General features: G+C 67.5%; 18 protein-coding genes. 5 read left to right on the top strand and 13 right to left on the bottom strand.

Annotated features, from left to right (window positions below; all coding sequences use genetic code 11):
* The first annotated feature begins 9 nt into the window (after window positions 1-9).
* On the top strand, window positions 10-1,206 hold the full coding sequence (locus ACSQ3P_RS26745) for a multidrug effflux MFS transporter (protein WP_436168500.1): 1,197 nt from the start codon (window positions 10-12) through the stop codon (window positions 1,204-1,206).
* A gap of 7 nt (window positions 1,207-1,213) precedes the next feature.
* On the opposite strand, the gene ACSQ3P_RS26740 is transcribed toward ACSQ3P_RS26745, so the two are convergent.
* On the bottom strand, window positions 1,214-3,373 hold the full coding sequence (locus ACSQ3P_RS26740) for a transglycosylase domain-containing protein (RefSeq protein ID WP_436168499.1): 2,160 nt from the start codon (window positions 3,371-3,373) through the stop codon (window positions 1,214-1,216).
* 312 nt (window positions 3,374-3,685) lie between these two features.
* Between ACSQ3P_RS26740 and ACSQ3P_RS26735 the strand changes: the two genes are divergently transcribed.
* Window positions 3,686-4,084, top strand: coding sequence for a DoxX family protein (locus ACSQ3P_RS26735; RefSeq protein ID WP_436168498.1), 399 nt, complete (start codon window positions 3,686-3,688; stop codon window positions 4,082-4,084).
* 88 nt (window positions 4,085-4,172) lie between these two features.
* Here the strand turns inward: ACSQ3P_RS26735 and trxA are convergent, their stop codons facing one another.
* The 7 genes from trxA to ahcY form a co-directional block, all read right to left on the bottom strand.
* A complete protein-coding gene (gene trxA, locus ACSQ3P_RS26730) occupies window positions 4,173-4,493 on the bottom strand; it encodes a thioredoxin (RefSeq protein WP_069689150.1) in 321 nt (106 codons plus the stop codon).
* Between the two features lie 108 nt (window positions 4,494-4,601).
* Window positions 4,602-8,084: a double-strand break repair helicase AddA gene (gene addA / locus ACSQ3P_RS26725; RefSeq protein WP_436168497.1), complete on the bottom strand. Its 3,483-nt coding sequence runs from the start codon at window positions 8,082-8,084 to the stop codon at window positions 4,602-4,604.
* Window positions 8,081-11,188, bottom strand: coding sequence for a double-strand break repair protein AddB (gene addB / locus ACSQ3P_RS26720; RefSeq protein ID WP_436168496.1), 3,108 nt, complete (start codon window positions 11,186-11,188; stop codon window positions 8,081-8,083). The genes addA and addB overlap by 4 nt, the downstream gene beginning before the upstream one ends.
* Window positions 11,181-11,924, bottom strand: coding sequence for a nucleotidyltransferase family protein (locus ACSQ3P_RS26715; RefSeq protein WP_436168495.1), 744 nt, complete (start codon window positions 11,922-11,924; stop codon window positions 11,181-11,183). The genes addB and ACSQ3P_RS26715 overlap by 8 nt, the downstream gene beginning before the upstream one ends.
* Window positions 11,925-12,008: 84 nt before the next feature.
* Entirely contained in the window at window positions 12,009-13,553 is a 1,545-nt protein-coding gene (gene tsaE, locus ACSQ3P_RS26710) for a tRNA (adenosine(37)-N6)-threonylcarbamoyltransferase complex ATPase subunit type 1 TsaE (RefSeq protein ID WP_436168494.1), read from the bottom strand.
* A complete protein-coding gene (locus ACSQ3P_RS26705) occupies window positions 13,550-16,030 on the bottom strand; it encodes an ATP-binding protein (protein WP_436168493.1) in 2,481 nt (826 codons plus the stop codon). Before ACSQ3P_RS26705 ends, tsaE begins: the two co-directional genes overlap by 4 nt.
* Window positions 16,031-16,433: 403 nt before the next feature.
* The gene (gene ahcY, locus ACSQ3P_RS26700; RefSeq protein WP_069689155.1) at window positions 16,434-17,834 is read right to left on the bottom strand and encodes an adenosylhomocysteinase; all 1,401 of its coding nucleotides are present in this window, start codon (window positions 17,832-17,834) and stop codon (window positions 16,434-16,436) included.
* A 228-nt stretch (window positions 17,835-18,062) separates the two neighbouring features.
* Here ahcY and ACSQ3P_RS26695 point away from each other — a divergent pair, with 228 nt between their 5' ends.
* A complete protein-coding gene (locus ACSQ3P_RS26695) occupies window positions 18,063-19,412 on the top strand; it encodes a hydantoinase/carbamoylase family amidase (RefSeq protein WP_436168492.1) in 1,350 nt (449 codons plus the stop codon).
* Between the two features lie 7 nt (window positions 19,413-19,419).
* Here ACSQ3P_RS26695 and ACSQ3P_RS26690 read toward each other — a convergent pair whose 3' ends face one another.
* From ACSQ3P_RS26690 to ACSQ3P_RS26670, 5 genes are all read right to left on the bottom strand, one after another.
* Entirely contained in the window at window positions 19,420-19,767 is a 348-nt protein-coding gene (locus tag ACSQ3P_RS26690) for an HPr family phosphocarrier protein (protein ID WP_436168491.1), read from the bottom strand.
* A gap of 11 nt (window positions 19,768-19,778) precedes the next feature.
* The gene (locus ACSQ3P_RS26685; RefSeq protein ID WP_069689157.1) at window positions 19,779-20,180 is read right to left on the bottom strand and encodes a PTS sugar transporter subunit IIA; all 402 of its coding nucleotides are present in this window, start codon (window positions 20,178-20,180) and stop codon (window positions 19,779-19,781) included.
* A 110-nt stretch (window positions 20,181-20,290) separates the two neighbouring features.
* Window positions 20,291-20,782: an HPr kinase/phosphorylase gene (locus ACSQ3P_RS26680; protein WP_436168490.1), complete on the bottom strand. Its 492-nt coding sequence runs from the start codon at window positions 20,780-20,782 to the stop codon at window positions 20,291-20,293.
* A 5-nt stretch (window positions 20,783-20,787) separates the two neighbouring features.
* Window positions 20,788-22,587, bottom strand: coding sequence for a stimulus-sensing domain-containing protein (locus ACSQ3P_RS26675; RefSeq protein ID WP_436168489.1), 1,800 nt, complete (start codon window positions 22,585-22,587; stop codon window positions 20,788-20,790).
* 183 nt (window positions 22,588-22,770) lie between these two features.
* Window positions 22,771-23,472, bottom strand: a complete 702-nt coding sequence (locus ACSQ3P_RS26670) for a response regulator transcription factor (protein WP_069689160.1) — start codon at window positions 23,470-23,472, stop codon at window positions 22,771-22,773.
* A gap of 140 nt (window positions 23,473-23,612) precedes the next feature.
* Between ACSQ3P_RS26670 and ACSQ3P_RS26665 the strand changes: the two genes are divergently transcribed.
* Window positions 23,613-24,464 (top strand): HugZ family protein, encoded by an 852-nt coding sequence (locus ACSQ3P_RS26665; RefSeq protein ID WP_436168488.1) that lies wholly within the window; start codon window positions 23,613-23,615, stop codon window positions 24,462-24,464.
* A gap of 184 nt (window positions 24,465-24,648) precedes the next feature.
* The gene (locus ACSQ3P_RS26660) at window positions 24,649-26,283 is read left to right on the top strand and encodes a phosphoenolpyruvate carboxykinase (RefSeq protein WP_436168487.1); all 1,635 of its coding nucleotides are present in this window, start codon (window positions 24,649-24,651) and stop codon (window positions 26,281-26,283) included.
* The last annotated feature ends 6 nt before the right edge of the window (window positions 26,284-26,289 follow it).

Below are 26,289 nucleotides of genomic sequence, written 5' to 3'. Positions count from 1 at the left end.
GCCGCCTTGATGAAACTCCGTCCCGATACGCTGGCGATGACCGCCGTCCTCGCCATGCTGACGGCGCTTGGGCCGCTCTCGACCGATTTCTACCTGCCGTCGCTGCCCGAGATCGTGCGGGTGATGGAAACGGATGTCGCAGGCGCGCAGGCGACCTTGTCCTCCTTCCTCTTCGGCTATGCCGGCGGTCAGATCATCTGGGGTCCGCTCTCCGACCGGCTCGGCCGCAAGCCCATCCTGCTCGCAGGGCTGGCCCTCTTCCTGCTGGCGACGCTCGCCTGTGCGCTCGCGCCTTCGATCGGGGCCTTGACGGCGGCGCGCGCCGTCCAGGCCTTCGGCGCCTCCGGTCCGATCGTGCTCGGCCGCGCCATGGTGCGCGATCTCTATGAGGGGCCGCGCGCCGGCCGCGAAATGGCGCGCATGGGTATGATCATGGGGCTGGTGCCGGCGGTCGCGCCGGTCCTGGGCGGCGTCTTGCAGGACGCCTTCGGCTGGCGCTCGACCTTCGTCGCCTCGCTCGTCTTCGCGCTCGGCCTCGCCGCGACGATCATTCTCGTCATGCCCGAGACGCTCAGGGCGCGCACGCCCGGCGCGCTCTCCATCCCCGCGATCTTCCGCGGCTTCGGCGTGCTGCTGCAGAACCGCGCCTTTCGCGTCTATGTCGGCTTGACCGCGCTGGCCTATGCCGGGCTCTTCGCCTTCATTTCAGGCTCGTCCTTCGTGCTGATCGGCGTCTACGGCCTGTCGCCGGTGCAGTACGGCCTGTCCTTCGGCTTCGGCGTCCTCGGCTTCATCGGCGGCACCATCCTCGCCCAGCGCCTCGTCGGCTCGCGCGGGCTGGACGGCGTCATCGCGATCGGCGTGGCCTGTCTCGCCGGCGGTGGCGTGGCGATGCTGATCTGCGTCGCGGCCGGTTTCGGCGGGCCGTTCGGCGTGGTCGTGCCGATGGCGCTCTATGCCTGCGGCGTCGGGCTGACCATGCCGCAGTCGCAGGCCTCGGCGATGATGCCGTTCCCCGACAGGGCGGGCGCGGCCTCGTCCTTCAACGGGCTCTGCCAGATGCTGCTTTCGGCCTGTGTCGGGCTTCTCGTCGGCCATGCCCTGCAAGGCACGGCGCTGCCGCTGCCGCTGGTGATGTCGGCGCTCGGTGTCGCCGCGCTGGTGCTGTTCAAGGCGAGCACGGCGATCCGCGCCAGCAAGGCCTGACCGGCTATCAGCCGCCGAACAGCTTCTGCAGCAGGTTCTTCTCCTGCGGCGCCGGCGGCACCCAGCTGCGTTCGCTGTCGGCCGTCTGCGTATTGGCCGGCGGCCGCGCGGCCGCGACCGGCGCGCCATTGTCGAAGATCGATTTCGGCCCGCTGCGCCAGAGCCCGCCCGGCAGCGGCGCAGGCTGCATGCCGGCATGGGCGGCCTTCATGTACTTGCCCCAGATCTCGGCCGGCAGCCCGCCGCCGGCGACCCGCTTCATCTGGCTGTTGTCGTCATTGCCGAGCCAGACGGCGGTGACGAGGCGGGCGGTGAAGCCGACGAACCAGGCGTCGCGGAAATCCTGCGTCGTGCCCGATTTGCCGCCGACCTCCCAGCCGGGAATGTTGGCCTTGGTGCCGCTGCCGCTGATCATGACCTCATGGAACATGGTGTTCATCATCGAGAGCGTCTGCGGCTGCACCACGGCGCCGAAACCTGAGCCCTTGCGGGCATAGATCACCTTGCCGGAGGCCGATTTCACCTCGCGGATGACATAGGGCAGCACCGATTGCCCGCCATTGGCGAAGGTGGCATAGGCCGTCGTCAACTCCACCGGCGTGACCTCGGAGGTGCCCAGCGCCAGCGAAAAATTGGGCTGCAGGCTGGACGAGATGCCGAGGCGCTGCGCCGTGCGGACCACCTCCTTCGGCGTCACCTCCTGGATGAGCCGGGCGGCGATGGTGTTGAGCGAATGGGCGAAGGCGGTCTGCAGCGTCACCGGGCCGCGATAGCTCCGGGAATAGTTCTCCGGCTCCCAGCCTTTGATCGAGACCGGCGAATCGTCGCGGATCGTGTCCGGCGTCAGGCCTTGCTCCAGCGCGGTCAGATAGACGAAGGGCTTGAAGGACGAACCCGGCTGACGCTTGGCGGCGGTGGCGCGGTTGAACTGGCTCTTGGTGTAGTCGCGTCCGCCGATCAGCGCCCGCAGCGCGCCGTCCGGCGCCATCGAGACGACCGCGCCCTGGCTGACGCTGAGTTTGGCGCCTTGCGCCGCCAGCGCCTCGACCAGCGTCGTCTCGGCCGAGGCCTGCAGCTTGGTGTCGATCGTCGTCAGCACGGTGACGTCGCCTTCGACCCCCCCAATGAAGTCGTCGAGCACATCCATCACATAATCGGCCGCATAGTTCACCGACCCGGCGCCGCTGCGTTCCGGCACCTCGGCAGGCGCAGTCAGCGCCGTCTTGGCGGCAGACTGCGAGATGAAGCCCTGATCGGCCATCGCCGCGATCACGAGCTGCGCCCGCTTTTCGGCGGCGTCCGGGTTGCGGTTGGGCGCGAGCCGCGAGGGCGCCTGCACGAGGCCAGCCAGCATCGCGGCCTCCGCGATCGTCACCGAGCGCGCCGATTTGTTGAAATAGCGCTGCGCCGCAGCCTCGACGCCATAGGCGCCCGAACCGAAATAGACGCGGTTGAGGTAGAGTTCGAGAATCTGGTTCTTGGAGTAGGTCCGCTCCAGCCACAGCGCCAGGATCGCCTCCTGGATCTTGCGCGCGGCGGTGCGTTCCTGGGTCAGGAACAGGTTCTTGGCGAGCTGCTGCGTCAGCGTCGAACCGCCCTGCACGCCGCCGCTGCGGCGCAGGTTATTGACCATGGCGCGGGCCAGGCCGATGGGATCGATGCCGAAATGCTCGTAGAAGCGCCGGTCCTCGATCGCCACGAAGGCCTTGGGCAGATAGGGCGGCACCTCGCCGATGGTGATGGTGCGCCCGCCGGTCTCGCCGCGATTGGCGAGCAAGGTGCCGTCGGCGGCGAGGATCGCGATATTGGGCGGTCGCTTCGGCACGGTGAGCTGGTTGATCGGCGGCAATTGCGCGGCGTGATAGGCGATCAGCCCGCCCAGCCCGATGGCGCACCAGAGGCCGAGCACCATGGTCCAGTAGAACAGGCCGCCGAGCAGCGAGCGGCCTTTGCGCTTGCGCCGCCGGCCGCCACCGCCATTGCCGCCACCGCTGCGCTTGTCGCGTCGCGGGGCTTCGCGCCGCTCGTCATAACGGGCGGGCGCGCGGTTGCCGCGCCCAGGGCGATCATCGTCGGACAGACGCATGTCGAAATCGTCGCGGCTTTCGTCGCGGCCGCGTTCGAATGACGGCTCGCGCCGTTCGCCCCGTCTCGTCCTGTCGCTCATTCCGCCCCGTTCAAGCCTGTCGGCACATTCTCAAAAAGGTAAAGCTGCCCTCGCGTCAAACAGGAGTGAAACATGGCGCTTTTAAGGGGTGGTTAAGCCTGGGGCAGACGGGGATGCGTCGCAGCGTCACGCGAACGTGAAGATGTTGCAATCATGCAAGCCTGTATCGCCGCGCGGAGAATATTGCGCCGCCTGCGACAATCTGCCTATCAAGCGCAAAATAAGCCTTCGGGTGGTGATGCCTCGATCGATTCTCCGCGGGTCGACGAAGATTCAGTGTCGAAATCGCAAGCTGTACAGAAAGAGAGATACATGCAGGCCCTCAACTCCCTCCAGCGCTACTCCCCTCAGATGCTCGGATTGCTGCGCATCGTCACGGCGTTGATCTTCATTGCCCATGGCACGCAGAAGCTCTTCGGCTTCCCCGTGGCGCCGGCCAGCGGCCTTCCGGCCGCCTTCACGCTGTTCTGGTTCGGCGCGATCCTCGAGACTTTTGGCGGTCTGCTGCTGCTGGTCGGCTTCCTGACCCGCCCCGTCGCCTTCATCCTCGCGGGCGAGATGGCCTACGCCTACTGGATGATGCACGCACCCCGGAGCTTCTACCCGATCATGAACGGCGGCGACGCCGCGATCCTCTACTGCTTCATCTTCCTCTATCTCTTCGTCGCCGGCGCCGGCGCTTTGAGCGTCGATAACCGCAGCAAGGCCTGATCGAGCCGGCCTCGGCCTTTGATGCAACGAAAAAGCCCGCCTTCCCCCAGGGAAAGGCGGGCTTCTTTTATTGGATTGGGCGAAACGTTCAGACGGAGCCGGCGATCCAGCGCGACAGGTCGCTCTTGGGGGCGGCGCCAACCTTCTGCGAGGCCAGCTTGCCGTCCTTGAACAGCATCAGGGTCGGAATCGAGCGGATGCCGAACTGGGCGGGGATCGCCTGGTTCTCATCGACGTTCATCTTCACGATCTTGACCTTGCCGTTCATCTCGCCGGCGATTTCCTCGAGCGCCGGGCCGATCATGCGGCAGGGACCGCACCATTCCGCCCAGAAATCCACCACGACCGGCTCGGAGGACTTCAGGACATCCGCCTCGAAGCTCGCATCGGTCACTTTGGTCGTCGCCATGGCTTGGTCGCCTTTCACAATCTGTTTGGCAGCAGCGCTGCATTCGCGGTGAAGCTATGAATGCGCAAGGCCCGGGTCAAGGCACGGTCGCAGGCCCTTGAAGCAAGGCTAACCTGCTATTTTCGCCGGATCTGCCATTCTTGCCAGGACAGCGTCGAGATCATGCGCGTCCGGCTCGAGCGTCGTCAGCGTCGCGGTGTAGATCGCCAGCGCCCGCACGCGGCGGCCGGGATAGATCGCCTCGACAAGCGCACGATAGACCGCAAGCTGCGCCAGCGTCGTGGGCGGGATCGCGGCCGCATTCGCGGGGGGCCGCGCCGTGGTCTTGAAATCGGCGATCAGGACTTCATCCTGCGTCACCGCAAGCCGGTCTATCTGGCCTGACACCGAGCGCCGGGAACCATCCGCCAGCGCGATCGCGCCGGTGACCGGCACCTCGGCGAGCGAGCCTTCAGCGAACAGCGCGGCCAGCGCCGGCTCGCGCAGCAAGGCAAGCGCCGCCGTGACGATCCGCGCGCGCCGCTCCGTTGGCAGGCCGCCGCCGCGCGTCGCCGCCAGCGCCTGTGCGGCCGCCTCGCGTCGTGCGGCTTCGATTTCGGGCAGGATCTGCAGCAGCAGATGCGCCAACCGGCCGGCGCTCGCGGCCTGGGCCAGGAAGGGTCCGTCGCCCGGCCGCTCAGTGCCGTCGGCGGCAGAGAGGGCGCTCGACGGCTTCAAGGGCGGCGCGGGTTCGTGCTCACGCGGCGCGGGGCGGCCGAACCAGGGGGGTATCTCGATCGCGCCAGGCGCGTCCAGCGCTTTGGCGGGCGCGGCGGCGCGCGGCACGGAAACGCGGAAACGCTGGATCACGCCCTGGCCGTCGGGCGCGGCAATGTCCCGCAGGCCCTGTTCGGAGGCGGCGAGCCCGGCTGCGACCATCGCATACCAGCTGCCCTCGGGCGCTTCACCCTTGGGCTGCGCGCCGCAGACGATCAGGCGGTCCTCTGCCCGCGTCAGCGCCACATAAAGCAGGCGGTGGTGCTCCTCGACCATCTGCTGCACGACCAGCGCCTTGGCGGCCCGCGTCGCCTCCGCATCCTCCGCGCCGGCCGGCGGCCAGAGCGGCACAGGCAGGCCGCGTGGCGCGTCGACGGCGAGGATCTTGGGCAAACGCTTAGCGCCGGGTTCGGGCGCGAGATCGGCCAGGATGACGATCTTCGCCTCCAGCCCCTTGGCGCCGTGCACGGTCATGACGCGGACCTCTCCGGCGCTGGCGGAGAGGTCGCGTTTCACATCGGCCGCCGTGCCGGAAATATGCTGCAGGAAACCGGCGAGCGAAGGGCCATGGCGGCGCTCATGGTCGAGCGCCGCGTTGAGGAAGGCATCGAGTGCGTCGCCGGCCTCGGCTCCCAGATGCGCCAAGGCGAGATTGCGCCCGCCGCGGGGGCCGAGCAGCCCGGCGAAGAAGCGGAACGGCCCGGAGCGCCCGGCCTCCTCGGCCAGAGCGACCAGCTTGTGCTCGACCGCCGCATAGCGCGGCTCGCTCGCGCCGGCCTCTCGCAGCGCCTCGCGCAGCGAACCGGCACGCTCGGGCGCCAGGCGCAGCAGGTCGTCGTCGTCGAGCCCGATCAACGGCGTCTTCAATGCGGTTGCGAGCGTGAGGTCGTCATCGGGCAGCAGCAGCGTCCGCCCGAGCACGATCAGATCCTCGACCGCCGGGTGGTCGGCGAGTGTCAGGCGGTCGCGGCCGGTGACGGGCACGCCCTCGTCCTTCAGCGCCTTGACGATCGTCTCGAACAGCGCCCCGCGCTGGCGCAGCAGGATCATCACGTCGCCCGGCGCGAAGGGGTGGCCGAGATCGTCCTGCCCGGACCGCTTCCAGCGGCCGAGCACGCCGGCGATGCGGGAGGCCAGCTTGACGATGCCGCTGCGCCGCTCGGCCGCGTCGACCGGGGTCGTCCAGGCGTCGGGCGGCTCGCCCTGGTCATTGGCGCAGAGCGGCCAGAGGTCGACGCAGCCGGGGTCGTTGCGGCGCACCGTGTCATGCGTCTCGGGTCGCTGAGCACCGTCGAAGACCAGGCCGCGCGCATGGTCGGGCGCGGCGAAGACCGCATCGACCGCTTGCATGATGTCGCTGGTCGAACGGAAGGAGGTGTTGAGGCTGACCGGCTCGAAACGCTGCCCGGCCTCTTGGATGCGTCGGCCGAGCCGCTGGCGCTCGTCACCGAAAGCCTTCGGCATCGCGCCCTGGAAGCCGTAGATCGACTGCTTCTCGTCGCCGACGACGAAGACGGTGCGTGGCTTGAGCGCGTCCTCGCCTGCGCCGAGACCGGTGCTGAACTCCTCGGCGAGCTTGCCCAGGATCGCCCATTGCGCCTCGCTGGTGTCCTGCGCCTCGTCGAGCAGGATGTGGTCGATGCCGGCGTCGAGCTTGTAGAGCACCCAGGTCGCCTCGACGCGGGAGAGCAGCGAGCGTGTCTTGGCGATCAGGTCGTCATAGTCGAGCAGTGAGCGCTCGCTCTTCAGGCGTTGATAGGAGGCGAGCATCCGCGTCACCAGCAGCGCCAAGGCATGGCTGCGGTCGCGAATGGCGATGGCGTTGAGCTGGTCGCTCGCCGCGAGCACGCCGGCTGCAAGGCTTTCCAGCACCGAGAGCAGATCCGGCTCGAATTCGGATTTGCCCTTGCCGCGGATATTGGCGTTGATGCTGCCGGCCTCGGTGATGAAGCCGCGCCGGCACTGGGCGACCGGGTCGCCGTCGCCTTGTCCGGCGAGCAGCGTGCGCAGATTCGCGGCGAAAAGCTGCCGCGTCGCGCTGCCTGCTTCAAGCCCGGCGATCAGGCGCGGCAGCCCGCCCATCCCGGCGAGCGTCCGGCGGAAGGAGGCCTGCACCTCCTCGGCGGTCAGATCGGGCGCGATGCGCAGGAAGGCCGCCATGCCGTTGCGCATCTGGCCGGCGTCTCGTGCCCGCCCTTGCGCATCGCTGAACAAGGCGCGCTGGCGCAGCGCCTCCTGCATCATCGCATCGAATGTGTCCTGCGCCGCCTGCCGGGCGAGCAGGTCGAGCGCCTTGGCCTCCGCGCCTTCCGGGTCGGCTGCGACCAGCGTCAGCAAGGCGCGCCGCGCATCGCGCAGCATCTCGGCCTGGGCCAGATCATCCGCGACCTCGAAGCGCGGCGGCACATTCGCCTCGAAGGGGGCCGATTGCAGCACCCGCGTGCAGAAGGCGTGAATGGTCTCGATCTTCAGGCCGCCCGGCGTCTCCAGCGCCTGCGCGAAGAGCCGTCGAGCCGTTGCCCGCTGGTCCGGGGAGGAGGTTTTCCCGGTCAGCGCCGTGAGCAGCTCCGTCAGGCCGTCGTCGGGCATGGTCGCCCATTCCGACAGCGCCTTGAAGATGCGGTTCGCCATATTGGCGGCGGCCGCCTTGGTATAGGTGATGCAGAGCATGCGGCCGGGCTCGACGCCGTCGAGCAGCAATCGCAGCACCCGGTTGACCAGCACATAGGTCTTGCCCGAGCCGGCATTGGCCGAGACCCAGGCGCTGAGGCGAGGGTTGGCGGCGAGCGCCTGCCTTTGCTGTGTCAGCGGCGGAATCTGGGGTGCCGACCTCATGCCTCGCCCCCCTCATCCTCGCTGGAGGCGGCCGACCATTCCTTGACGCGGGCGAGCTGGTCATAGGGGCTGGCATATTTGATGTAGTCGGGCGCGCGCCGCGAGACGAAGGCTTCGCGCCCGCTGCGGAGCGCGTCGAGATGCTGCAGCAGGCGCTCCAGATGGCGCGCGGCGACATCGGCCAAAGGCTCGCCGTCGAAATCGAGCGGCTTGTCCTTGGCCCAGGCCTTCGGATCATGATGCAGCTTGAGATAGAGCAGCGCCTCGACCGGCGTCGGGCCGATCAGGTCGCGGAAGCCGGCGCGGGCCGCGAGCTCCGCTTCCAGCGTCAATTGCGGCGCGAAGCCCTTCTCGACCTGCGCCTTGCTCGGCGGCGCCCCGGTCTTGAAGTCGATGATCCTGAGCTTCGGCTCATGCGTCACCTCGATGCGGTCGGCCCGGCCGCTCAATCGCAGTTCGGCGCCGTCGGCGAGCGTGAAGGCGAAGCCCGTGCCGCGTTCGACGGCGACGCGCGCCAATGTCCCGCGCCGCCTCTCCTCCCAGGCGATGAAATGATCCGCCGTGAGCAGGAAGCGCGGCCACCAGAAGGCGCGCACCTCCGGAGTATCAGTGAAATCCTCGAACAGCCGGTCTGCGATGGCGATCAGGCGGCCGAGCGCATCGGCCGGCAATTGCTCGGGATAAGTCTGCGCGAAGGTCGCGACGATGTCGTGCAGCAGGCTGCCGCGATCGGCGGCTGTGGGATCCTCGATCAAGGGGTCGAGCGCGTCGAGCTTCAGGATCTTGCGGGCGTGGATCTGATAGGGGTCGCGATAGAGCGTCTCGACATCGGTGACGCTGAGCGAAAGCGGCTGGAGATGCCGCGCCGGCTTCGGCGCGGGCCGTCCCGTCGGCCGCACTGGCGCGGGCGCGCTGAGCTGGTCGGCCAGAGCGATCAATCGGTTACCGGCCGCGCTCGCCTGGCTCCAGAGCGGTGGCGGCGTCACCGCTTTCAGCCGCAGCCAGAAGCGCGAGGCGATGGTCTCGGATTCGCCGGCCTTGCGCGCCCGCGTCAGGGTCACCTGCCTTGCCATCAGCGCCTGGACGAAGTCATGCGCGGTCTGGCCGATCCTCCGCTCCGGCTGCGACAGCTTGAGCTCGGTCCGCATCGGCCGGTTGATGAAGGAATCCGTCTTCGTCTCCGGCGGCCAGACCAGCTCGTTCAGCCCGCCGAGCACGATATGGTCGGCTTCGAGCAGGCGGGCTTCGAGCAGGCCCCAGATTTTGACGCGCGGATGGCCGCCGCCCGACCGCCTGACCACGCGCTCCGCCAGCAGCCCGTCGAGGATCGCGATGAAATCCTGTGCCCGCCCGCCTGCGGGCATGTCGGCTTCCGCACCGGCGAGATCGTCGAAGAGCCCGGCCAGCGCCTCGCCATCCGCGCCCGTGAAGGCGAGCGTGTTTCCGTCCGGGCCGCGGGCAAAAGCCTCGATCGCGGATCTCGCCGCGGCAGTGGTGGCGGCGAGCGAGGCGTCCGGTGCCTGCCATGTGTCGATCAATGGGCCGAGCGCCGCACAGAGCGCGTCGAGGAGCTGAGCGGCAGCGGCCTGATCCTCGGGCTTGAGCCGCCGGCGCGGGCCCGGCGCATGCGATTCCAGCTTGAGCCCCTCCAGGCCGGCCAGGGCAATGCGCAGCCCGTCCAGCCCCTTGGCCACTGAGACGCCGCGCCAGCTGCCGATCTCCAGCGCGGCCGCCCCGCGCGCAACGGCCTCGGGCGTCTGCCCCAACCGGCAGAGCGGATGCGCCAGCAGGGCGACCAGGCTCGCCGGGCTCGCCTGCGTCAAAGCGGCCTCCAGGATCAATCGCAGCAGCGCCCCGGCCGGCCAGCGCGCCAGCGGCAGGCCGGCGGAATCGTCGATCTCGATGCCCCAGCGCCGCAGCTCGACGCCGACACGCTCGGCCAGCCCGCGATCGGGCGTGATCAAAGCCGCCTGCCGGCCCGACTCCTCGAGCGTCTCGCGCAAGGCGATAGCGACTGCCAGCGCCTCCTCGCGCTCGGCCGAGGCCTCGACGATGCGCAGGTCGCGAAAACCGGCTTCGGAACTCGCAACGCTGATGCGATCCCCCAGATCGGCCCAGGCGTCGGTCACCGAGGCTGGCAGCAGGGCCTCGCGCAGCAGGATCTCCCGGCTGGCGCGGCTGGCGTCGGGCTCGGCCAATGAGCGGACATCAGCGCGGGTGGCTTCGAGAATCTGCATGAGATGATGCAGCGCCGCCTGCGGATGCGACGGTGCAGGCTCGGTCTCGATCGCGCTCCAGGCTGTTTCCGGCAAGGCGAGATCGAGGCCCGGCAGCACGACCGCGCCGTTCGGCAGGCGCGCGATGGCTGCGAGCAGCCGTGCCGTCGCCGGGATCGTGCCGGTCGAGCCTGCGGCGATGATCGGCCCCGTCGCGCCGCCGGCGAGCAATCGCTCCCGCTCGACCGCGAGCATGGCGTTGCGGAAGGCGGCCGGGTCGCAGGCGTTGCGCTCGGCCAGGATCGCCGGCCAGGCCTCGCCCAGGATCGCCAGGAAGCTGGCGTTGAGCTGCCAGATCTTGTCGAAGCGCGTCGCATCCAGCGTCCGGAGCCGCTCGACCGGGACGCCCTCGGTCTGCAATTGGTCGAGCAGCGCGGCGAGGTCGCCGGCAAGCCCGTAAGCCTCGGCGAGCGTGGCCGGGACAAGCGAGGGCTCGGCTGGATCAAGCTTGAGATGGCTGCGATTGGCTGATTTGCCCCAGGCGTCGACCAGCCGCGTCAACAGCATGCGCCTGACCAGCGGGTCGATCGGCGCGACGCGTTCATCCGTCCAGGCGCCGGCGCCGATCAGGGCAGTCTCGGCCTCGTCGACATCGCCGAGTGGTACGATCCGCGGCAGCAGCAGCGGTTGGCCTCCGAGCTTGTCCGAAAGACTGGCGGCGAAGGCCCGCGCGGCCCGGCGTGTCGGCAGATAGAGCGTCGCGCGCGCCATCGCGGCGGGATCGTCGGGGTCGTGGATCCTGCCGAAGCGGCCATCCAGCATCGCCTGCGCCAGCACCTCCAGAAAGGGTGCGCCAGCGGGAATGCTGAAGAGGTTGAGTTCAGGCATCGAGCGCCTGCGCCGCCGCGAAGGCGGCTTCGGCGGGCGCGATTTCATGCGGCGCGCCGACATGCAGCCATTGCCCCTCGAGCATATGGCCAAAGAGCCGGCCCGCGGCGATGGCGCGGTCGAACAGCAGGTTGAGCGAGAACGGCCCGTCCGGGGTCCTGGCGAAGAATGGCGAGGTCAGCACGGCGACACCCGCAAAGATATAAGGGGCGCTGGCGGCCTCGCCCCGCCGCGTCAACCGTCCATCGTCGTCGCGGAAGAAATCGCCCTTGCCGCCGGCGCCCACGCTGGTTTCGCGCTGGGCGAGGAGGAGCAGCATGTCCATGCGCGCCGGATCCCAGGCTTGTGCCATCGCCGCGAAGTTGGAGATGCCGGTCTCGCTCCAGAGCGAATCCGAATTGACGCTGAAGAACGGCCCATTGCCCAGCAGCGGCAGCGCCTTCTTGGTGCCGCCTCCCGTCTCCAGCAGCGCGGCCCGCTCATCGGAGATCACGATCCGGGGGCTCGTTCTCCCCACGACATGCGTCTCGATCTGTCCGGCGAGGTGGTGGACATTGACGACCACCTCCTCGACCCCGGCCTCGGCCAGCCGGTCGAGCGCATGATCGAGCATCGCCTTGCCGCCGATCCTGATCAGCGGCTTGGGCAGCGTATCGGTGATCGGCCGCATGCGCTGGCCCAGCCCGGCCGCCAGAACCATGGCCCGGCGGATTGGTGGCGATGCGGCTTCCGTCACGCGAATCTCCTGAGCGGGGCGAATCTGCGCGATCCATAGCGCGTCATGGCCGGGCTTGTCCCGAACATGACGCGCGAGCTGAATTCAATCTGCCGCAAACAGCTTCGGCAGATGCGCCTGATACCAGCCCTTGAGCTCTTCGAGCGCGGGATGCTCGAGATTGCGGCGCAGATAGGCTTCGATGCGCGGGAGGTGCTCTAGATAGGCGGGCTTGCCGTCGCGCCGGTCGAGCCGGGCGAAGATGCCGGCGATCTTGGTGTTGCGTTGCGCGCCGAGGATCGCATAGGCGCGGGCGAAGCCGGCGAGGTCGAAAGCGGGATCGTCGCCGCGCCGTACCGCGCCATAGGCCGCGAGCAGTCGCAGCTCCAGGGCGGCAGGCACATCGACGCGCGCATCCTGGCCCAATGAGACGAGGTCATAGGCCGGGTGCCCGAGCACCGCGTCCTGGAAATCGATCAATCCGAGCTGGGCAAGCCCCTGGCGCTTCGGCAGCCAGATCAGGTTGGGCGAATGGAAATCCCGCAAGGTCCAGGTCGAGGGCGCTTCCAGGATTTCGTCGAAGAGCCGGCCCCAGATTCGCCCGAACTCGGCCTGCGTCACCGCCGGCAGCGTCACGCCGGCGATATGGGGCGCATACCATTCCAGGATCAGCTCGGTCTCGATCGCCAGCGCACCGCGGTCGTAATCGGGCACGATATGGTCGCGGCCCTCGGTGACGGGCAGGATCGTCGGCAAGGTATGGCGGTGCAAATCGGCGAGCAGGCGGGCCGCAGCCTCGTAGCGCTCCGGGATCGGGCCGTCCGTGTCGAGCACGCCCTCCTCGCCGAGATCCTCGATCAGCAGCAGCCCGGTCGAGAGATCCTGGGCCAGGATTTCCGGCGCGGAATAGCCCAGCGAATGCAGACCGCGATCCATCGCCACGAAGGCGTCGATGGTCTCGGCCAGATGCGCGATGGCGCTGTAGGGCTTGCCTTGCCGGATGGCGGGGCCGTCCGGACGCGGCGGCGAGATCATCAGGATCGCGCTTTCGCCATTGCTGCGCATCAAGCGCTCATAGGCGCGGCTGGAGGCATCGCCTTGCATGAAGTCGCGTTGCGCGTCGCCCCAGCCGGCATCGTCGAGCATATGCCGCGTCGCGATCGCGATGCTGAGCCGCTGCCGCCAGAGCACGCCGCCGGCAAGCGTCGCGATGCGGCCCGTCTCGGGATTTCTCGGATCGACGTCGAGCACGATGTCGAGCCGGCGTCCGGCGGGCAGCCGCGTGCCGGCGCGGTCGGGCCACTCGACCAGGGTGACGATGCGCTCGAGATCCTCGATCAGCCCGATATCGTCGAGCTCGTCGGGTGAACGGACGCGGTAGAGATCGGCATGGAGCACGGGGCCGCGCGGCGTGTCGTAGCTCTGCACCAGGGTGAAGGTCGGGCTCGGCGCTTCCAGGGCCGGATCGCCGGCGAGTTCGCGCAGGATCGCCCGCGCCAATGCCGATTTCCCGGCACCGAGATGGCCCGACAGCGCGACGATGTCGCCCGGCTTCAGGATGGCGGCGAGATCGGCCGCCAGCCGGGCGGTTGCCGCCTCATCGACCAGCAGGAGCCGATGCGCGCCGCTTTTCGCCAACTCCTCGCTCATTCCGCCGCATCCGAAAGCGGCAGGCCCTCGGACGGGAACACGGCGGTCACCTGCGTGCCGCGCCCAGGCGTCGAATCGAGCTCGACGCGCCCGCCATGCAGTTCGACGATCGAGCGCACGATCGAGAGGCCCAGGCCGACGCCGCGATGGTTGGAGCCGAGCGAATGGCTCTCGAAGCGGTCGAACACCTTCTCCTTCACCTCGGCGGGAATGCCGCGGCCCTGATCGCTGACGGTGATGCGGACATGGCCGCCGCTGCGCGCTGCGCTGACCGTGATGGTCTGACCCGGCGAGGAGAAGCCGATCGCATTCGAAATCAGGTTGAACAGCACCTGGCGCAGCCGTTTGCCGTCGGCGCGCAACGGCCCCGTCTGCGGAGCGATCTCGACCTGCAGCTTCATCTTGCTGTCGGTCAATCGGTCGTGCAGCCCCGCCGCGGCCTCGGCGATGGTCTCGGCGACGTCGACCTCGTTCAGCTCCAGCGTCAGCGCGCCGTTGTCGATCGTGGCGAGATCCAGGATGTCGTTGATGATCGCAAGCAGCGCGCCCGAGGAGCGCACGATATGGGAGGTGTAGTCGCGCTGCTTTTCGTTCAGCGCGCCGATCGCCTCGGTTCCCAGCAACTGGGCGAAGCCGATGATGTTGGTCAATGGCGAGCGCAGCTCATAGGAGACATGGTGGACGAAGTCCTCGCGCAGGCGAGAGACCTTCTCTAGCGCTTCGTTCTTCTCGGTTAGGGCGCGTTCGACGTTCACGCTCGCGGTCACGTCGGCAAACGAGATCAGGGTCGCGCCGTCCGGCAGCGGCGCCGCGGCGCAATCGAGCACCGAGCCGTCGCGCCGCTCCATCCGGCAGCCATAATCCTCGCGCGCATCGCGCACGCCGGTGATGACGCTGTGCAGCTCGCTCCAGACCTCGTCTTGCGGAAAGAGCGGCCGGCACAGCCTGACGATCTCGTCGATATGGGGCGCGGCGCCGGCAATGTCGGGCTGAATCCGCCAGGCCTGGGCGAAGGCCGGATTGGAGAGCTTGAGTCGCCCGTCCGAGCCGAACACGGCGACGCCCTCGCGCAACGAATCCAGCGTCTCGCGCTGGGTGCGGGAGAGTGCGTTGAAGCGCGATTCCAGCGTGAAGCGCTCGGTCACGTCGTCGAGCAGATAGGTCACGCCGCCCTGCGGATTGGGGCTGGCGACGACATGGATGGTGCGCCCATCGGGCAGATACCACCAATCCTCGATGGCGCGTGTCGCGGTATAGGCGGCCTGCACGCTGGCTTTCCAGCTGCGGTAATCACCGAGTTCGGGCAGGCGGCGCTCGGCCCGGAGCCGGTCGAGGATCTCGCTGTCGCTCGGCTGGCCGTCGAGGAAGCCGGCATCGAGCGACCAGAGCGTGTCGAAACCGGAGTTGCGGTAGACCAGATGCTGCGTGGCGTCGAACACCGCGACCGCCGTCTTCAAACGGTCGAGCGTGCGCACATGGGCGTCCATCTGGCGCTGCAGATCGGTCCGCACAGCCTCCAATTCGCTCATATCGGTCGCGATGCCGGCAAAGCCCACAGGCGTCGGCAGTTCGAGGATGTCGAGCGTCCGGCGTTGCCCGGCGACGACGGCCGGCGCTCGCATCGAGAAGATGCGTCCCTCGCGCCTGGCCTTGGCCGCGGCTTCGCGCTCGCCCCGGTCGAGCAGTTCGAGGCCGCTCTTGGTCGCTTCTGGGCCGTCAGTGGCCTCCACGGCGCGGGCATAGGCGGCGTTGCACCAGGTCAGGCGCCCGTCCGCTGCGCGCGTCCAGGCCGGCTGCTGCAGGCCTGCCAGCAAGGCGATCAGGGCGGAATGATCGGAAGAGAGGCGCTCCAGGTCGCCGCGCAACGTCATGACCTGGGCACGTTCGCCGGTGACCTCGCGGAAGCGGATCACCGCGCGCCCGGCGACGGGACGGCCCTCGACATCGATATAGGGACCGGTCTTGGCGCGCAGCGTGAAGCCAAAAGCCTCGCCGCGCTCTTTCAGCGCATCCGTGGCGAGCTCCAGTTTCTTGGCCTCGACCGGGGGGGCCCAGGCGCCATAGGCCAGCGCCAGTGTCGCGCCTGGCGCGCCGAGGAAGCCGCTGTCGCCTTCGAATATCGGCTGGGCGTCGCGCCCGCTCCAGCTGACCACGACCTGCGGATCGGCGGCGAGCAAGGCGGCAAGGCGGTCCTGATGGCCACGCGCGGCCTCGAGCTCGCTCGCCATCTCGGTTTCGCGGCGCTGCCAGCGTCCCCGTTCGCGCACATAGACCAGCGAGGTCGTCGCGGCGAAGACGGTGAGGCCGATGAGCAAGAGCGACAGGCTGCCTGTGCTCAGCGTCTCCGTGCGCAGCGGGGTGAGCCAGTCGGCCTGGGCGAATGTCGCGGTCGGGGCCTGCGCGACGGCGAGGCCGGGAAGAACCGCGTGGCCGCGCCAACCGCCGCCGCTTCGTTTCTGTCGCCTCGACCGTCTCATCCTGCGTCCGTTATCGTTGAAGGCGGCGGGTAGCCTGCCTGGCCACCCAAGCACGCTCGGAATCGGGCTTGAGGCCGGTCGCTACGCCGTCCTCCTGGACCCGACGCAACGCCTGCCACCACGCCAACCACATCAGAGCGTCGATCCGGCCCATGCAAAGGGGCGGGCCCGAATCAGCCCCACTCTAATCGTCCGTAGACTCCGGCAGGAAGTGCTTAATGGATGGTAAATCGGGCGAATTTCGAAATCGCGCCACAGATTTCCAACGATCGTCAATCAGTAGACGATAGATCGCATTGAGTTACTATTAGTAGTAGTTTTAGCCAGGCTCGTGCCTGTTCCAAAAAAGAAAAAAGGCCCGGCGATTGCGCCGGGCCTGATCCGATTTTGCCGATACCGACTGTCAGTAGCGGTAGAGTTCCGGCTTGAACGGGCCGGTCGGCGCCAGGCCGAGATACTTGGCCTGGGCGTCGTTGAGCACGGTGAGCTTGGCTCCGACCTTGGCCAGATGCAGCGCCGCGACCTTCTCGTCGAGATGCTTGGGCAAGGTGTAGACCTTGTTCTCGTATTTGGCGTGGTGGTTCCAGAGCTCGACCTGGGCCAGCGTCTGGTTCGAGAACGAGCAGGACATCACGAAGGAGGGGTGCCCGGTCGCGTTGCCGAGATTCACCAGGCGGCCTTCCGAGAGCAGGATGATGCGCTTGCCGTCGGGGAACTCGACCTCGTCGACCTGCGGCTTGACGTTGTCCCATTTGAAGTTCTTCAGGCCGGCGACCTGAATCTCCGAGTCGAAATGGCCGATATTGCAGACGATGGCGCGGTGCTTCATCGCGCGCATGTGGTCGACGGTGATCACGTCGAGATTGCCGGTGGCAGTCACGAAGATGTCGGCGCGCGGGGCGGCCTCCTCCATGGTGACGACCTCGTAGCCCTCCATCGCCGCCTGCAGCGCGCAGATCGGGTCGATTTCGGTGACGAGCACGCGGCAGCCGGCCTGGCGCAGCGAGGCGGATGAGCCCTTGCCGACGTCGCCATAGCCGCAGACGACCGCGACCTTGCCTGACATCATCACGTCGGTGCCGCGGCGGATGGCGTCGACCAGCGACTCGCGGCAGCCATAGAGGTTGTCGAACTTCGACTTGGTGACGGAGTCGTTGACGTTGATCGCCGGGAACGGCATGCGGCCGGCCTTGGCCAGCTCGTAGAGGCGGTGCACGCCGGTGGTGGTCTCTTCCGAGACGCCCTTGATCGCGGCACGCGTCTTGGTGAACCAGCCCGGATTGGCCTTGAGCTCGCGCTTGATCAGCTTGAAGAAGATGGTCTCTTCCTCATTGCCCGGCTTGTCGAGGAACTCGGCCTTGCCGGCCTCGGCCTCGGCACCGAGGATGATCAGCATGGTCAGGTCGCCGCCATCGTCCAGGATCATGTTGGGCGTGCCGCCATCGCCCCAGGTCGCGGTCTTGAGGACGTATTCCCAATACTCTTCCAGCGTCTCGCCCTTGATGGCGAAGACCGGCACGCCGGTCGCGGCGATCGCGGCGGCGGCATGGTCCTGGGTCGAGAAGATGTTGCAGGACGACCAGCGCACATCGGCGCCGAGTTCCGTCAGCGTCTCGATCAGCACGGCGGTCTGGATCGTCATGTGCAGGCAGCCGGCGATGCGCGCGCCCTTGAGCGGGTTCTTGCCCTTGTGCTCGGCGCGAATTGCCATCAGGCCCGGCATCTCGTCCTGGGCCATGTTGATTTCCTTGCGGCCGTATTCCGCGAGGCTGATGTCCTTGACGATGTAATCGGTCTTCGACACGGGGCTGCTCCACTGCTGGTTCTAGAATGACGGGCGGGTCTTTAGCAGCGCGGACGGCGGAGCGCAATCAAAGATATAAAGATGTCTTTATGTCCCTGATCTGTTCGGGGACGAGAGTCGGCAGCGCAGGCCGATCCTGTTGGCCGGCGCTTTGCTGGGTTAGGAGGAGATGGCAGGGGTGGCGCCGGGTTTTTGCGCGACGCTTGCGACGCCACTTCGGAGACAGCCTTGTCCGCCAACGCAGCAGCTTTTCAGCCTTGCCCCTTGCTCGACGCTGCCGTCATCGCCCGTGAGGCCTTCTCCGTCTCGATCCTTGATGCTCTGCGCGCCCGGAGCTTGGACGGGCCGGGCGTGACCCGAACCTCCTACATGGCGGGCGAACAGGCAGCGCATGATCTGATCGCCGATCTGGCGCACGGGCTGGGCCTTGCGGTCTCAGTCGATGCGGCGGGCAATCTGTCGGCGCGGTTCGCCGGCAGGCATCCGGAGCGTCCGGCCTGGATCACTGGCTCGCATCTGGACTCGGTGCGCCAGGGCGGCAATTTCGACGGAGCGGCCGGGGTCATCGCCGGATTGATCGCGATCGCGGCGATGATCGACGCCGGGCTCCAGCCGGATTGCGACATCGTCCTGATGGCGTTCAGGGCGGAGGAGAGCAGCGCCTGGTTCGTCGGGCGCCATGGCGGCCATTTCGGCAGCCGCGCCGCGCTTGGCCTGCTCTGGGAGGGCGAACTCGACAGCGCGATCCATGTCGCCACCGGCCGTTCGCTGCGCGCGATGATGACCGAGGCCGGCTTCGATGCGGCCCGCATCGCGGCCGGGCCACCGCTCCTGAACCCGGCCGATATCGCGGGCTATATCGAACTGCATATCGAGCAGGGGCCGATTCTGGAGAATCGCGCGCTTCCCGTCGGCATCGTCACCGGCATCCGCGGCGCCTATCGCGCCCGCACGGCGAGGGCGCTCGGCGCCTACTCGCATTCGGGGGCCGTTCCGCATGAGTACCGCCAGGACGCCGTCTTCGCGACCGCCGATCTGGTGATGGCGCTGGACAGCGAGTGGAGCCGCCGCCGTGGTGCGGGGGAGGATCTCGTGGTCACGGTCGGGAAATTCTCGACCGAGGCGGAATTGCACTCGATCACCAAGGTGCCGGGCCAGGTCGATTTCGCGATCGACATCCGCAGCCAGGACGTGGCGGTGCTCGACGGCATGGAAGCTTTTCTGCGCGCGAGCGCCCGTGACATCGCGGCCCGGCGCGGTGTCTCCTTCGGGCTCGACCCGTTCGACCGGTCGACACCCGCCTTGATGGATGCCGGGCTGGTCGCGGCGCTTCAGGCCAGCGCGAGCGGGTTGTCGATCCCGTTCCTGACCATGGCGAGCGGCGGCGGGCACGATGCCCAGGATTTCGCCGATGCCGGCATTCCCGCCGCGATGATCTTCGTGCGCAACGACAAGGGCAGCCACAACCCGGCCGAGGCCATGGCGATCGCCGATTTCATGCAGGCGACGCGTGTGCTGGCGAATGTCCTGCGCGCGATGACGATGCCTGGATCGGCCCAGGCATGCCCGATCGGTTGATGGCGAACTACTCGCCCTCGCCGAACTTGTCGGCCACCAGCGCTTCCAGCGCCTTCAGCGCCTCTTCCGCCTCGCGCCCCTTCGCCACCACGGTGATGGTCGAGCCGATGCCGGCTCCCAGCGTCAGGATGCCCATGATCGAGGTCGCACCGACCGTCTCGCCGCAGCGGGTCACGGTGATGTCGGCGTCGAAATTCGAGGCGCATTGCACGAATTTCGCCGTGGCGCGGGCGTGCAGCCCCTTCTTGTTGACGATCGGCAATTCGCAATAGAGCGAGCCGGTCGGGATTACGGGCTCTGGGCAGTCGCAATCCTCGTCGTCTTGCCGCTCATCCACCTGGCTGCTCGTCTTCATCTGGTCAGCGCCTATTTGCCGGCCAGAACGCGGCTGGCGACGGTGATGTATTTCCGCCCGGCATCCTGCGCGCTGGTCACGGCCTCGTCGAGGCTCTTTTCCTCGCGTACGCTGGCGAGCTTGATCAGCATCGGCAGGTTGACGCCGGCGACGACGTCGATGCGGCCGGGCTCCATCACCGAGATGGCAAGATTCGAGGGCGTGCCGCCGAACATGTCGGTCAGCACGATGACGCCCCGGCCGGTTTCGACCTCCTCGACGGCCGCGATGATGTCGCGGCGTCGACCCTCCATGTCGTCATCGGGGGCGATGGCGATGGTGGCGAGGTTTTTCTGGGGGCCGACGACGTGTTCGAGCGCGGCGCGGAATTCCGTCGCCAAATGCCCATGCGTCACGAGGACGAGTCCGATCATTCACTATGGCGCCTGGAGAGCGCGCGTGGCGCCCGGACAAGGTCGCGGTTTATGCGGCAGGTGCGAGATATGCGCAAGCCGGCGCGCTTAAAACTTGTCGAAATCCCGACTTAAGGCTGATCCAGAAACAGTTTTAAGGCTGCTAGGACCAGCCTTTCATCGCCGGAACGGCCCGCCAGCCGGAGGCGCGGCAGGTCGATGCCCGCCAGACGGTCGATCAGATCCTCCGGTTCAGGCATCCGCGCCGGTTCCTCCGCGAGCAGATCGACGATCAACCGGACCTGGACCGCCGGCAGATGGGGCTCCGGCGTCAGGCCGAGCCCGCGCCGCTCGACGAGCCCTTCCAGCGGTGCGACCGGGCGGGCGAGCAGGCGGCCGGCATGGCTGGCGATCTCAGTGCGATCATCGGCCACCAGCCTGGCGAAGGATCCCGCTTGCGTCGCGGCCGCAATCAGCGCCAGCGCCAATGTCGATTTGCCCGAACCGGACGGGCCGCGGATGAGAATGCCGGCCTCGCCGATCGCGATGGTGCTGGCATGGATGCGGCTGGCAGGGCTGCCGCTGGCAGGGTTATGACTGGACTGCTCGCTCGTCGCGCTCATCTGCTTCAGGCCGCCAGCGGCACGGCCGGCAGCCGGACGATGAAGCGGGCGCCGATGCGCGGCTGTTCGCCGTCCCCATCAGCCGGGCCGAGGCGGTTCTCGGCCCGGATCGAGCCGCGATGAGCCTCGACGATCTGGCGCGAGATCGAAAGGCCCAGGCCCGAATTCTGGCCGAAACCCTCATTGGGCCGGTCGGTGTAGAAGCGCTCGAAGACGCGCTCCAGCGCATGTGGCTCGATGCCGGGGCCGTCATCCTCGACCGTGATCAGCACGTCGGCCCCTTCGCGCGACAGCGTGACGCGCACCGGCTTGTCGGCCGGCGAGAAGGAGCGGGCATTGTCGATCAGGTTGACCAGAACCTGGCCCAGCCGTGAATCATGGCCCATCACCAGGAAGCCGTCGCGCCCGCCGGGCCGCTGGCCGCGCCGCTCGGTCTTGAGCTCGATGCCGGCGCGCGCCTCATGGCGGGTCTCGTTCTGCACCGAGACGACCGCATCGAGGACCTGCCCGATATCGACCGGGGCGGCGTCGTTGCGGGCGAGTTCGGCGTCGAGCCGCGAGGCATCGGAAATATCCGAGATCAGGCGGTCGAGCCGGCGCACATCATGCTGGATCACTGCGAGCAGCCGGCCGCGCGACTCGTTGGATTTGGCGCGCGGCAGCGTCTCGACGGCACTGCGCAGCGAGGTCAGCGGGTTCTTCAATTCATGGGCGACGTCGGCGGCAAAACTCTCGATCGCCTCGATCCGGCTGTAGAGCGCCTTGGTCATCTCCCGCAGCGAGCCCGAGAGATGGCCGATCTCGTCATGCCGGCCGGCGAAATCGGGGATCTGTTCGCGCGATTTGACGCCCTTGCGGACGCGCTGCGCCGCCTCGGCGAGCTTGCGGATCGGCTCCGCGATGGTGCCGGCGAGCAGCACCGAGAGCACGATCATCACGCCGGCGGCCACCGTGAAGACCTGGAGGATCGCGTAACGCTCGGAGGCGATGATGGCGTCGATGTCGCCGCCCTGCGTCGAGAGCAGCAGCACGCCCTTCAGCGCGCGGAAGCGCTGTACCGGCACGGCGACGGAGACGATGGTCTGCCCGCGCGTGTTGACGCGTACGACGCTGGCCGGGGTGCCGTTCAGCGCGCGCGCCACCTCGGGATAGGACTTGCCGTTGGCGTTTTCGAAATCGTCATAGGTCGGAACGTCGGCCCGGCCGAGCCGGTTGCGCAGCATGTTCCAGGTGCGCTCCAGCAAGGGCGGCTCGTCGGGCTCGCCGACGCGCGGCAGATCGAGCCGGAGCACGTCGCCACGCGAATAGAGATTGCGCGAATCCAGCGTCAGCAGCCCGTCCTTGTCGTAGACCCGCGCCCGCGTCTTGGTCGGCGTCACCAGCCGCCGCAGCAGCGGCGCGACCTTTTCGGGGTTGATCGAGAAATCGAGCGGGTCCTCGGGGATGCCGGCGCTCTCGCCCGCCTGCAACTGGAGCAGCTTGTCGGGGTCGATGGTGATGGTGTCGGTCTCGACCGTCGCCGAAGCCGAGATCGCGCCGGCGATGATCTCGCCTTGCGTTAGCAGGCTCTGCACCCGCGATTCGATCAGCCCCTCGCGGAATTGGTTGAGATAGAGGAAGCCGAGCAGCAGCGCGACGAGCCCTGCCAGGTTGAGGACGACGATGCGCCGCGTCAGGCTGGAGGCGGCGCGGGAAGAGATGGCGCGCAGGCTGCGCCGGCCGAACACGGCTAGACGCTTGCGCAGCATGGGCGCGAAGCGCTGCGCGCGGATTACAATCCTGCGTTCGTCGTCGACCGTCGCCATAGGCCTCAAGCGCCCTGCTTTTCCTGAGCAGCCTAGCCCAAAGCCTTCGCCCTGGGGAGCGTTTCGGGGAAACGCGCCGCGAGGGACGGTTCAGTGAGCGTTTCCGCTGCGAAGTGGCGCATCGGCGAAGACGCCGCTTCACGGCGCCCCGGGACGAGGGCTGAAAAGCCCGTCCCCCGATGCTCAGCTTTCCTTGAAGCGATAACCGACGCCATACAAGGTCTCGATCATGTCGAAATCGACATCGACCTGATTGAACTTCTTGCGCAGGCGCTTGATGTGGCTGTCGATCGTGCGGTCGTCGACATAGACCTCGTCGTCATAGGCCGCGTCCATCAAGGCGTTGCGGCTCTTCACCACGCCCGGGCGCTGCGCCAGCGATTGCAGGATCAGGAACTCGGTCACGGTCAGCGTCACCGGCTCGTTCTTCCAGGTGCAGGTGTGGCGCTCCGGGTCCATGCGCAGCAGGCCGCGCTCCAGCGCCTTGGCATCCTCGGGGCGGGCAGGCGCGCCGACATCCTTGGCGCCGGCGCGGCGCAGGATCGCCTTGACGCGCTCGACCAGGAGCCGCTGCGAGAAGGGTTTGCGGATGAAGTCGTCCGCGCCCATCTTCAGCCCGAAGAGCTCGTCGATCTCCTCGTCCTTCGAGGTCAGGAAGATCACCGGCAGGTCGGACTTCTGGCGCAACCGGCGCAGCAGCTCCATCCCATCCATGCGCGGCATCTTGATGTCGAAGATCGCCAGATCCGGTGGGTTCTGCTTCAGCCCGTCGAGCGCCGAGGCGCCGTCGGTATAGGTCATGATCCGGTAGCCCTCGGCTTCGAGCGCGATGGACACCGAAGTCAGGATGTTGCGGTCGTCATCGACCAGCGCAATTGTTGGCATAAGTTTTACGTCTCTTGGCCGCGTTGCAATAAATGGGTCCACTCTCGCGAGAGAGCGGCCAAACCGTGGCTGCAATCTAGCGATGGCGTGACAGTTCCGCTACCGTCATCAGAATAAGGCCGGAAAGGCGAAGAGGTTCCGTGGTGCAAGACCCCGTCAGGCGGAATCCAGACCCCGTCAGGTCGAATCCAGACCCCGTCAGGTCGAATAACGAGCCCGTCGAACCGAGCGAGAACCCTGCCCGAACGACCAATCCAATCAGGCCGACCGACGAGACGGCGCGCGGACTGGCGCGAAATCTCTTGCGTAGCGCGCGCTTCGGCTCGCTCGCGACCTTGGGTCAGGACGGCCACCCGGCCGCGACGCTGACGAGCCTGGCCACCGACAGCGACGGCACGCCGCTGATCCTGGTCTCGGCACTTTCGGCCCATACCGGCAACCTGATCGCCGATCCGCGCGCCTCGCTCCTGATCGCGCCGGGCGGCAAGGGCGATCCGCTGGCCCATGCCCGCATCACACTCAAGCTCAGAGCACGGCGCATCGCGCGCGAGACGGAGGACGGCCTGCGCATCCGCCGCCGCTTCCTGGCGCGCCAGCCCAAGGCCGCACTTTATGCCGATTTCGGCGATTTCTCGTTCTTTGCCCTCGGTATTGAAGCTGCCAGCCTGAATGGCGGTTTCGGCAAGGCCTATGAATTGGGGCCGGCGGATATCCTGAGCGAACCGACCCGGGCGCAGGCCCTGGCCGAGATCGAGGAGGATGCGGTCGCGCATATGAATGCCGACCATGCCGACGCGCTCAAGCTCTATGCGCGGGTGCTGCTGGGAGCGCGCGACGGGGCCTGGCGGGCGACCGGGATCGATCCGGATGGGCTCGATCTCGCGCTCGGCGATGCCGTGCTGCGGCTCGAATTTCCCGCGCCTGTGGATGGTCCGGCGAGTTTGCGAAAGATATTGGCGGAGCTTGCTGCAAAGGCCCGCGCCGAAGCTTGAACCGGGTTTACCATTCCGGGCTATTTTAAACGATTTAAAGAATTTTCTTGGTTTGTGGGCCTTTTCGATGGGTTGAGCCGGCGGCATCATGGGCCTAAAGAGCCTGCCACTTAAATTTTTAAGTCCGCCTCGTCTGTGCGACGATCTCTGGTCGCGCATCTTTAAAACAGCGCTTTTGCCTTGAATGGCAGGCCTCGGGAGTATCCCAGTGGAAACCATTGGTCAGTTCAACGCAGCTCACGGCGCCGAAACCTTCGGCTTCCGCAAGCTGAAATCCCTGTCCTGGAACCTGCAGGCGCCGCAGCTCTACGAGCAGGCCCTGAAGCGCGGCGAAGCCGGGCTGGCCGCAGGCGGCGCGCTCTGCGCCGACACCGGCACGCATACCGGGCGCTCGCCCAAGGACAAGTTCGTCGTGCGTGACGCCACGACCGAAGGCACGGTCTGGTGGGAGAACAACGGCGCGATGTCGCCGGAGCATTTCGAGGCGCTGCTGGCCGATTTCCTCAAGCATGCCGAGGGCAAGGAGCTCTTCGCGCAGGACCTTTATGGCGGCGCCGACCCGGTGCACCGCGTCAAGGCGCGCGTCTTTACCGAATTCGCCTGGCATTCGCTGTTCATCCGCAACCTCCTGATCCGCCCCGAGCTCGAGGAGATCGCCGGTTACGTGCCGGAGCTGACGATCGTCGACCTGCCGAGCTTCAAGGCCGATCCCAAGCGCCATGGCTGCCGCTCCGAGACCGTGATCGCGATCGATTTCACCCGCAAGATCGTGCTGATCGGCGGCTCGGCCTATGCCGGCGAGATGAAGAAGTCGGTCTTCACCTATCTGAACTACACGCTGCCGGCCAAGGGCGTCGTGCCGATGCACTGCTCGGCCAATGTCGGCTCCAAGGACGATTCGGCGATCTTCTTCGGTTTGTCGGGCACCGGCAAGACCACGCTTTCGGCAGATCCCGACCGCACGCTGATCGGCGATGACGAGCATGGCTGGTCGAAGAACGGCATCTTCAACTTCGAAGGTGGCTGCTACGCCAAGACGATCAAGCTCTCGGCCGAGGCCGAACCGCAGATCTTCGCCGCCTCGCAACGCTTCGGCACGGTGCTCGAGAATGTCGTGCTCGACCCGTTCACCCGCGTCGTCGATTTCGACGACCAGAGCAAGACCGAGAACACCCGCTCGGCCTATCCGCTCGACTTCATCCCGAACGCCTCGCGCACCGGTCGCGCCGGCGTGCCGAAGAACATCGTCATGCTGACGGCGGACGCCTTCGGCGTGATGCCGCCGATCGCCAAGCTGACGCCGGCGGAGGCGATGTACCACTTCCTCTCCGGCTACACCGCCAAGGTCGCCGGCACCGAGCGCGGCCTCACCGGCGTCGAGCCGGAGTTCTCGACCTGCTTCGGCTCGCCTTTCCTGCCGCGCCACCCGTCGGAATACGCCAATCTGCTGCGTGACTTCATTGCCAAGCACCATGTCGATTGCTGGCTGGTCAACACCGGCTGGACCGGCGGCAAATACGGCGTCGGCCGGCGCATGCCGATCCGTGTCACCCGCCGCCTGCTGACCTCGGCGCTGGACGGTTCGCTCAACCGCGCCGATTTCCGCCGCGATCCCTATTTCGGCTTCGCGGTGCCGACTTCGGTGCCCGGTGTCGAGCCGCACATCCTGTATCCGGTCAAGACCTGGCAGGATAAGGCCGAATTCGCCGAGACGGCCAAGCGGCTGGTTGGCATGTTCCGCGAGAACTTCAAGCGCTTCGAGGGCCATGTCGACGATGCGGTCAAGGCCGCGGCGCCGGTGAATTCCTTGGCGGCGTGAGCGCCT

This window comes from Allobosea sp. LjRoot9 (assembly GCF_964252745.1).
Taxonomy (GTDB): Bacteria; Pseudomonadota; Alphaproteobacteria; order Rhizobiales; family Beijerinckiaceae; genus Allobosea.
This window is presented reverse-complemented; position numbering and strand designations above follow the sequence as displayed.

What these genes read in the sequence shown, in the direction of transcription:
- ACSQ3P_RS26680 (WP_436168490.1), bottom strand. Translation starts at nt 20,782, where the DNA reads ATGAGCGCGACGAGCGAGCAGTCCAGTCATAACCCTGCCAGCGGCAGC.
- ACSQ3P_RS26690 (WP_436168491.1), bottom strand. Translation starts at nt 19,767, where the DNA reads ATGAAGACGAGCAGCCAGGTGGATGAGCGGCAAGACGACGAGGATTGC.
- ACSQ3P_RS26675 (WP_436168489.1), bottom strand. Translation starts at nt 22,587, where the DNA reads ATGGCGACGGTCGACGACGAACGCAGGATTGTAATCCGCGCGCAGCGC.
- ACSQ3P_RS26670 (WP_069689160.1), bottom strand. Translation starts at nt 23,472, where the DNA reads ATGCCAACAATTGCGCTGGTCGATGACGACCGCAACATCCTGACTTCG.
- tsaE (WP_436168494.1), bottom strand. Translation starts at nt 13,553, where the DNA reads ATGAGCGAGGAGTTGGCGAAAAGCGGCGCGCATCGGCTCCTGCTGGTC.
- addA (WP_436168497.1), bottom strand. Translation starts at nt 8,084, where the DNA reads ATGAGGTCGGCACCCCAGATTCCGCCGCTGACACAGCAAAGGCAGGCG.
- ACSQ3P_RS26735 (WP_436168498.1), top strand. Translation starts at nt 3,686, where the DNA reads ATGCAGGCCCTCAACTCCCTCCAGCGCTACTCCCCTCAGATGCTCGGA.
- ACSQ3P_RS26740 (WP_436168499.1), bottom strand. Translation starts at nt 3,373, where the DNA reads ATGAGCGACAGGACGAGACGGGGCGAACGGCGCGAGCCGTCATTCGAA.
- ACSQ3P_RS26660 (WP_436168487.1), top strand. Translation starts at nt 24,649, where the DNA reads ATGGCAGGCCTCGGGAGTATCCCAGTGGAAACCATTGGTCAGTTCAAC.
- trxA (WP_069689150.1), bottom strand. Translation starts at nt 4,493, where the DNA reads ATGGCGACGACCAAAGTGACCGATGCGAGCTTCGAGGCGGATGTCCTG.
- ACSQ3P_RS26745 (WP_436168500.1), top strand. Translation starts at nt 10, where the DNA reads ATGAAACTCCGTCCCGATACGCTGGCGATGACCGCCGTCCTCGCCATG.
- ACSQ3P_RS26685 (WP_069689157.1), bottom strand. Translation starts at nt 20,180, where the DNA reads ATGATCGGACTCGTCCTCGTGACGCATGGGCATTTGGCGACGGAATTC.
- ACSQ3P_RS26705 (WP_436168493.1), bottom strand. Translation starts at nt 16,030, where the DNA reads ATGAGACGGTCGAGGCGACAGAAACGAAGCGGCGGCGGTTGGCGCGGC.
- addB (WP_436168496.1), bottom strand. Translation starts at nt 11,188, where the DNA reads ATGCCTGAACTCAACCTCTTCAGCATTCCCGCTGGCGCACCCTTTCTG.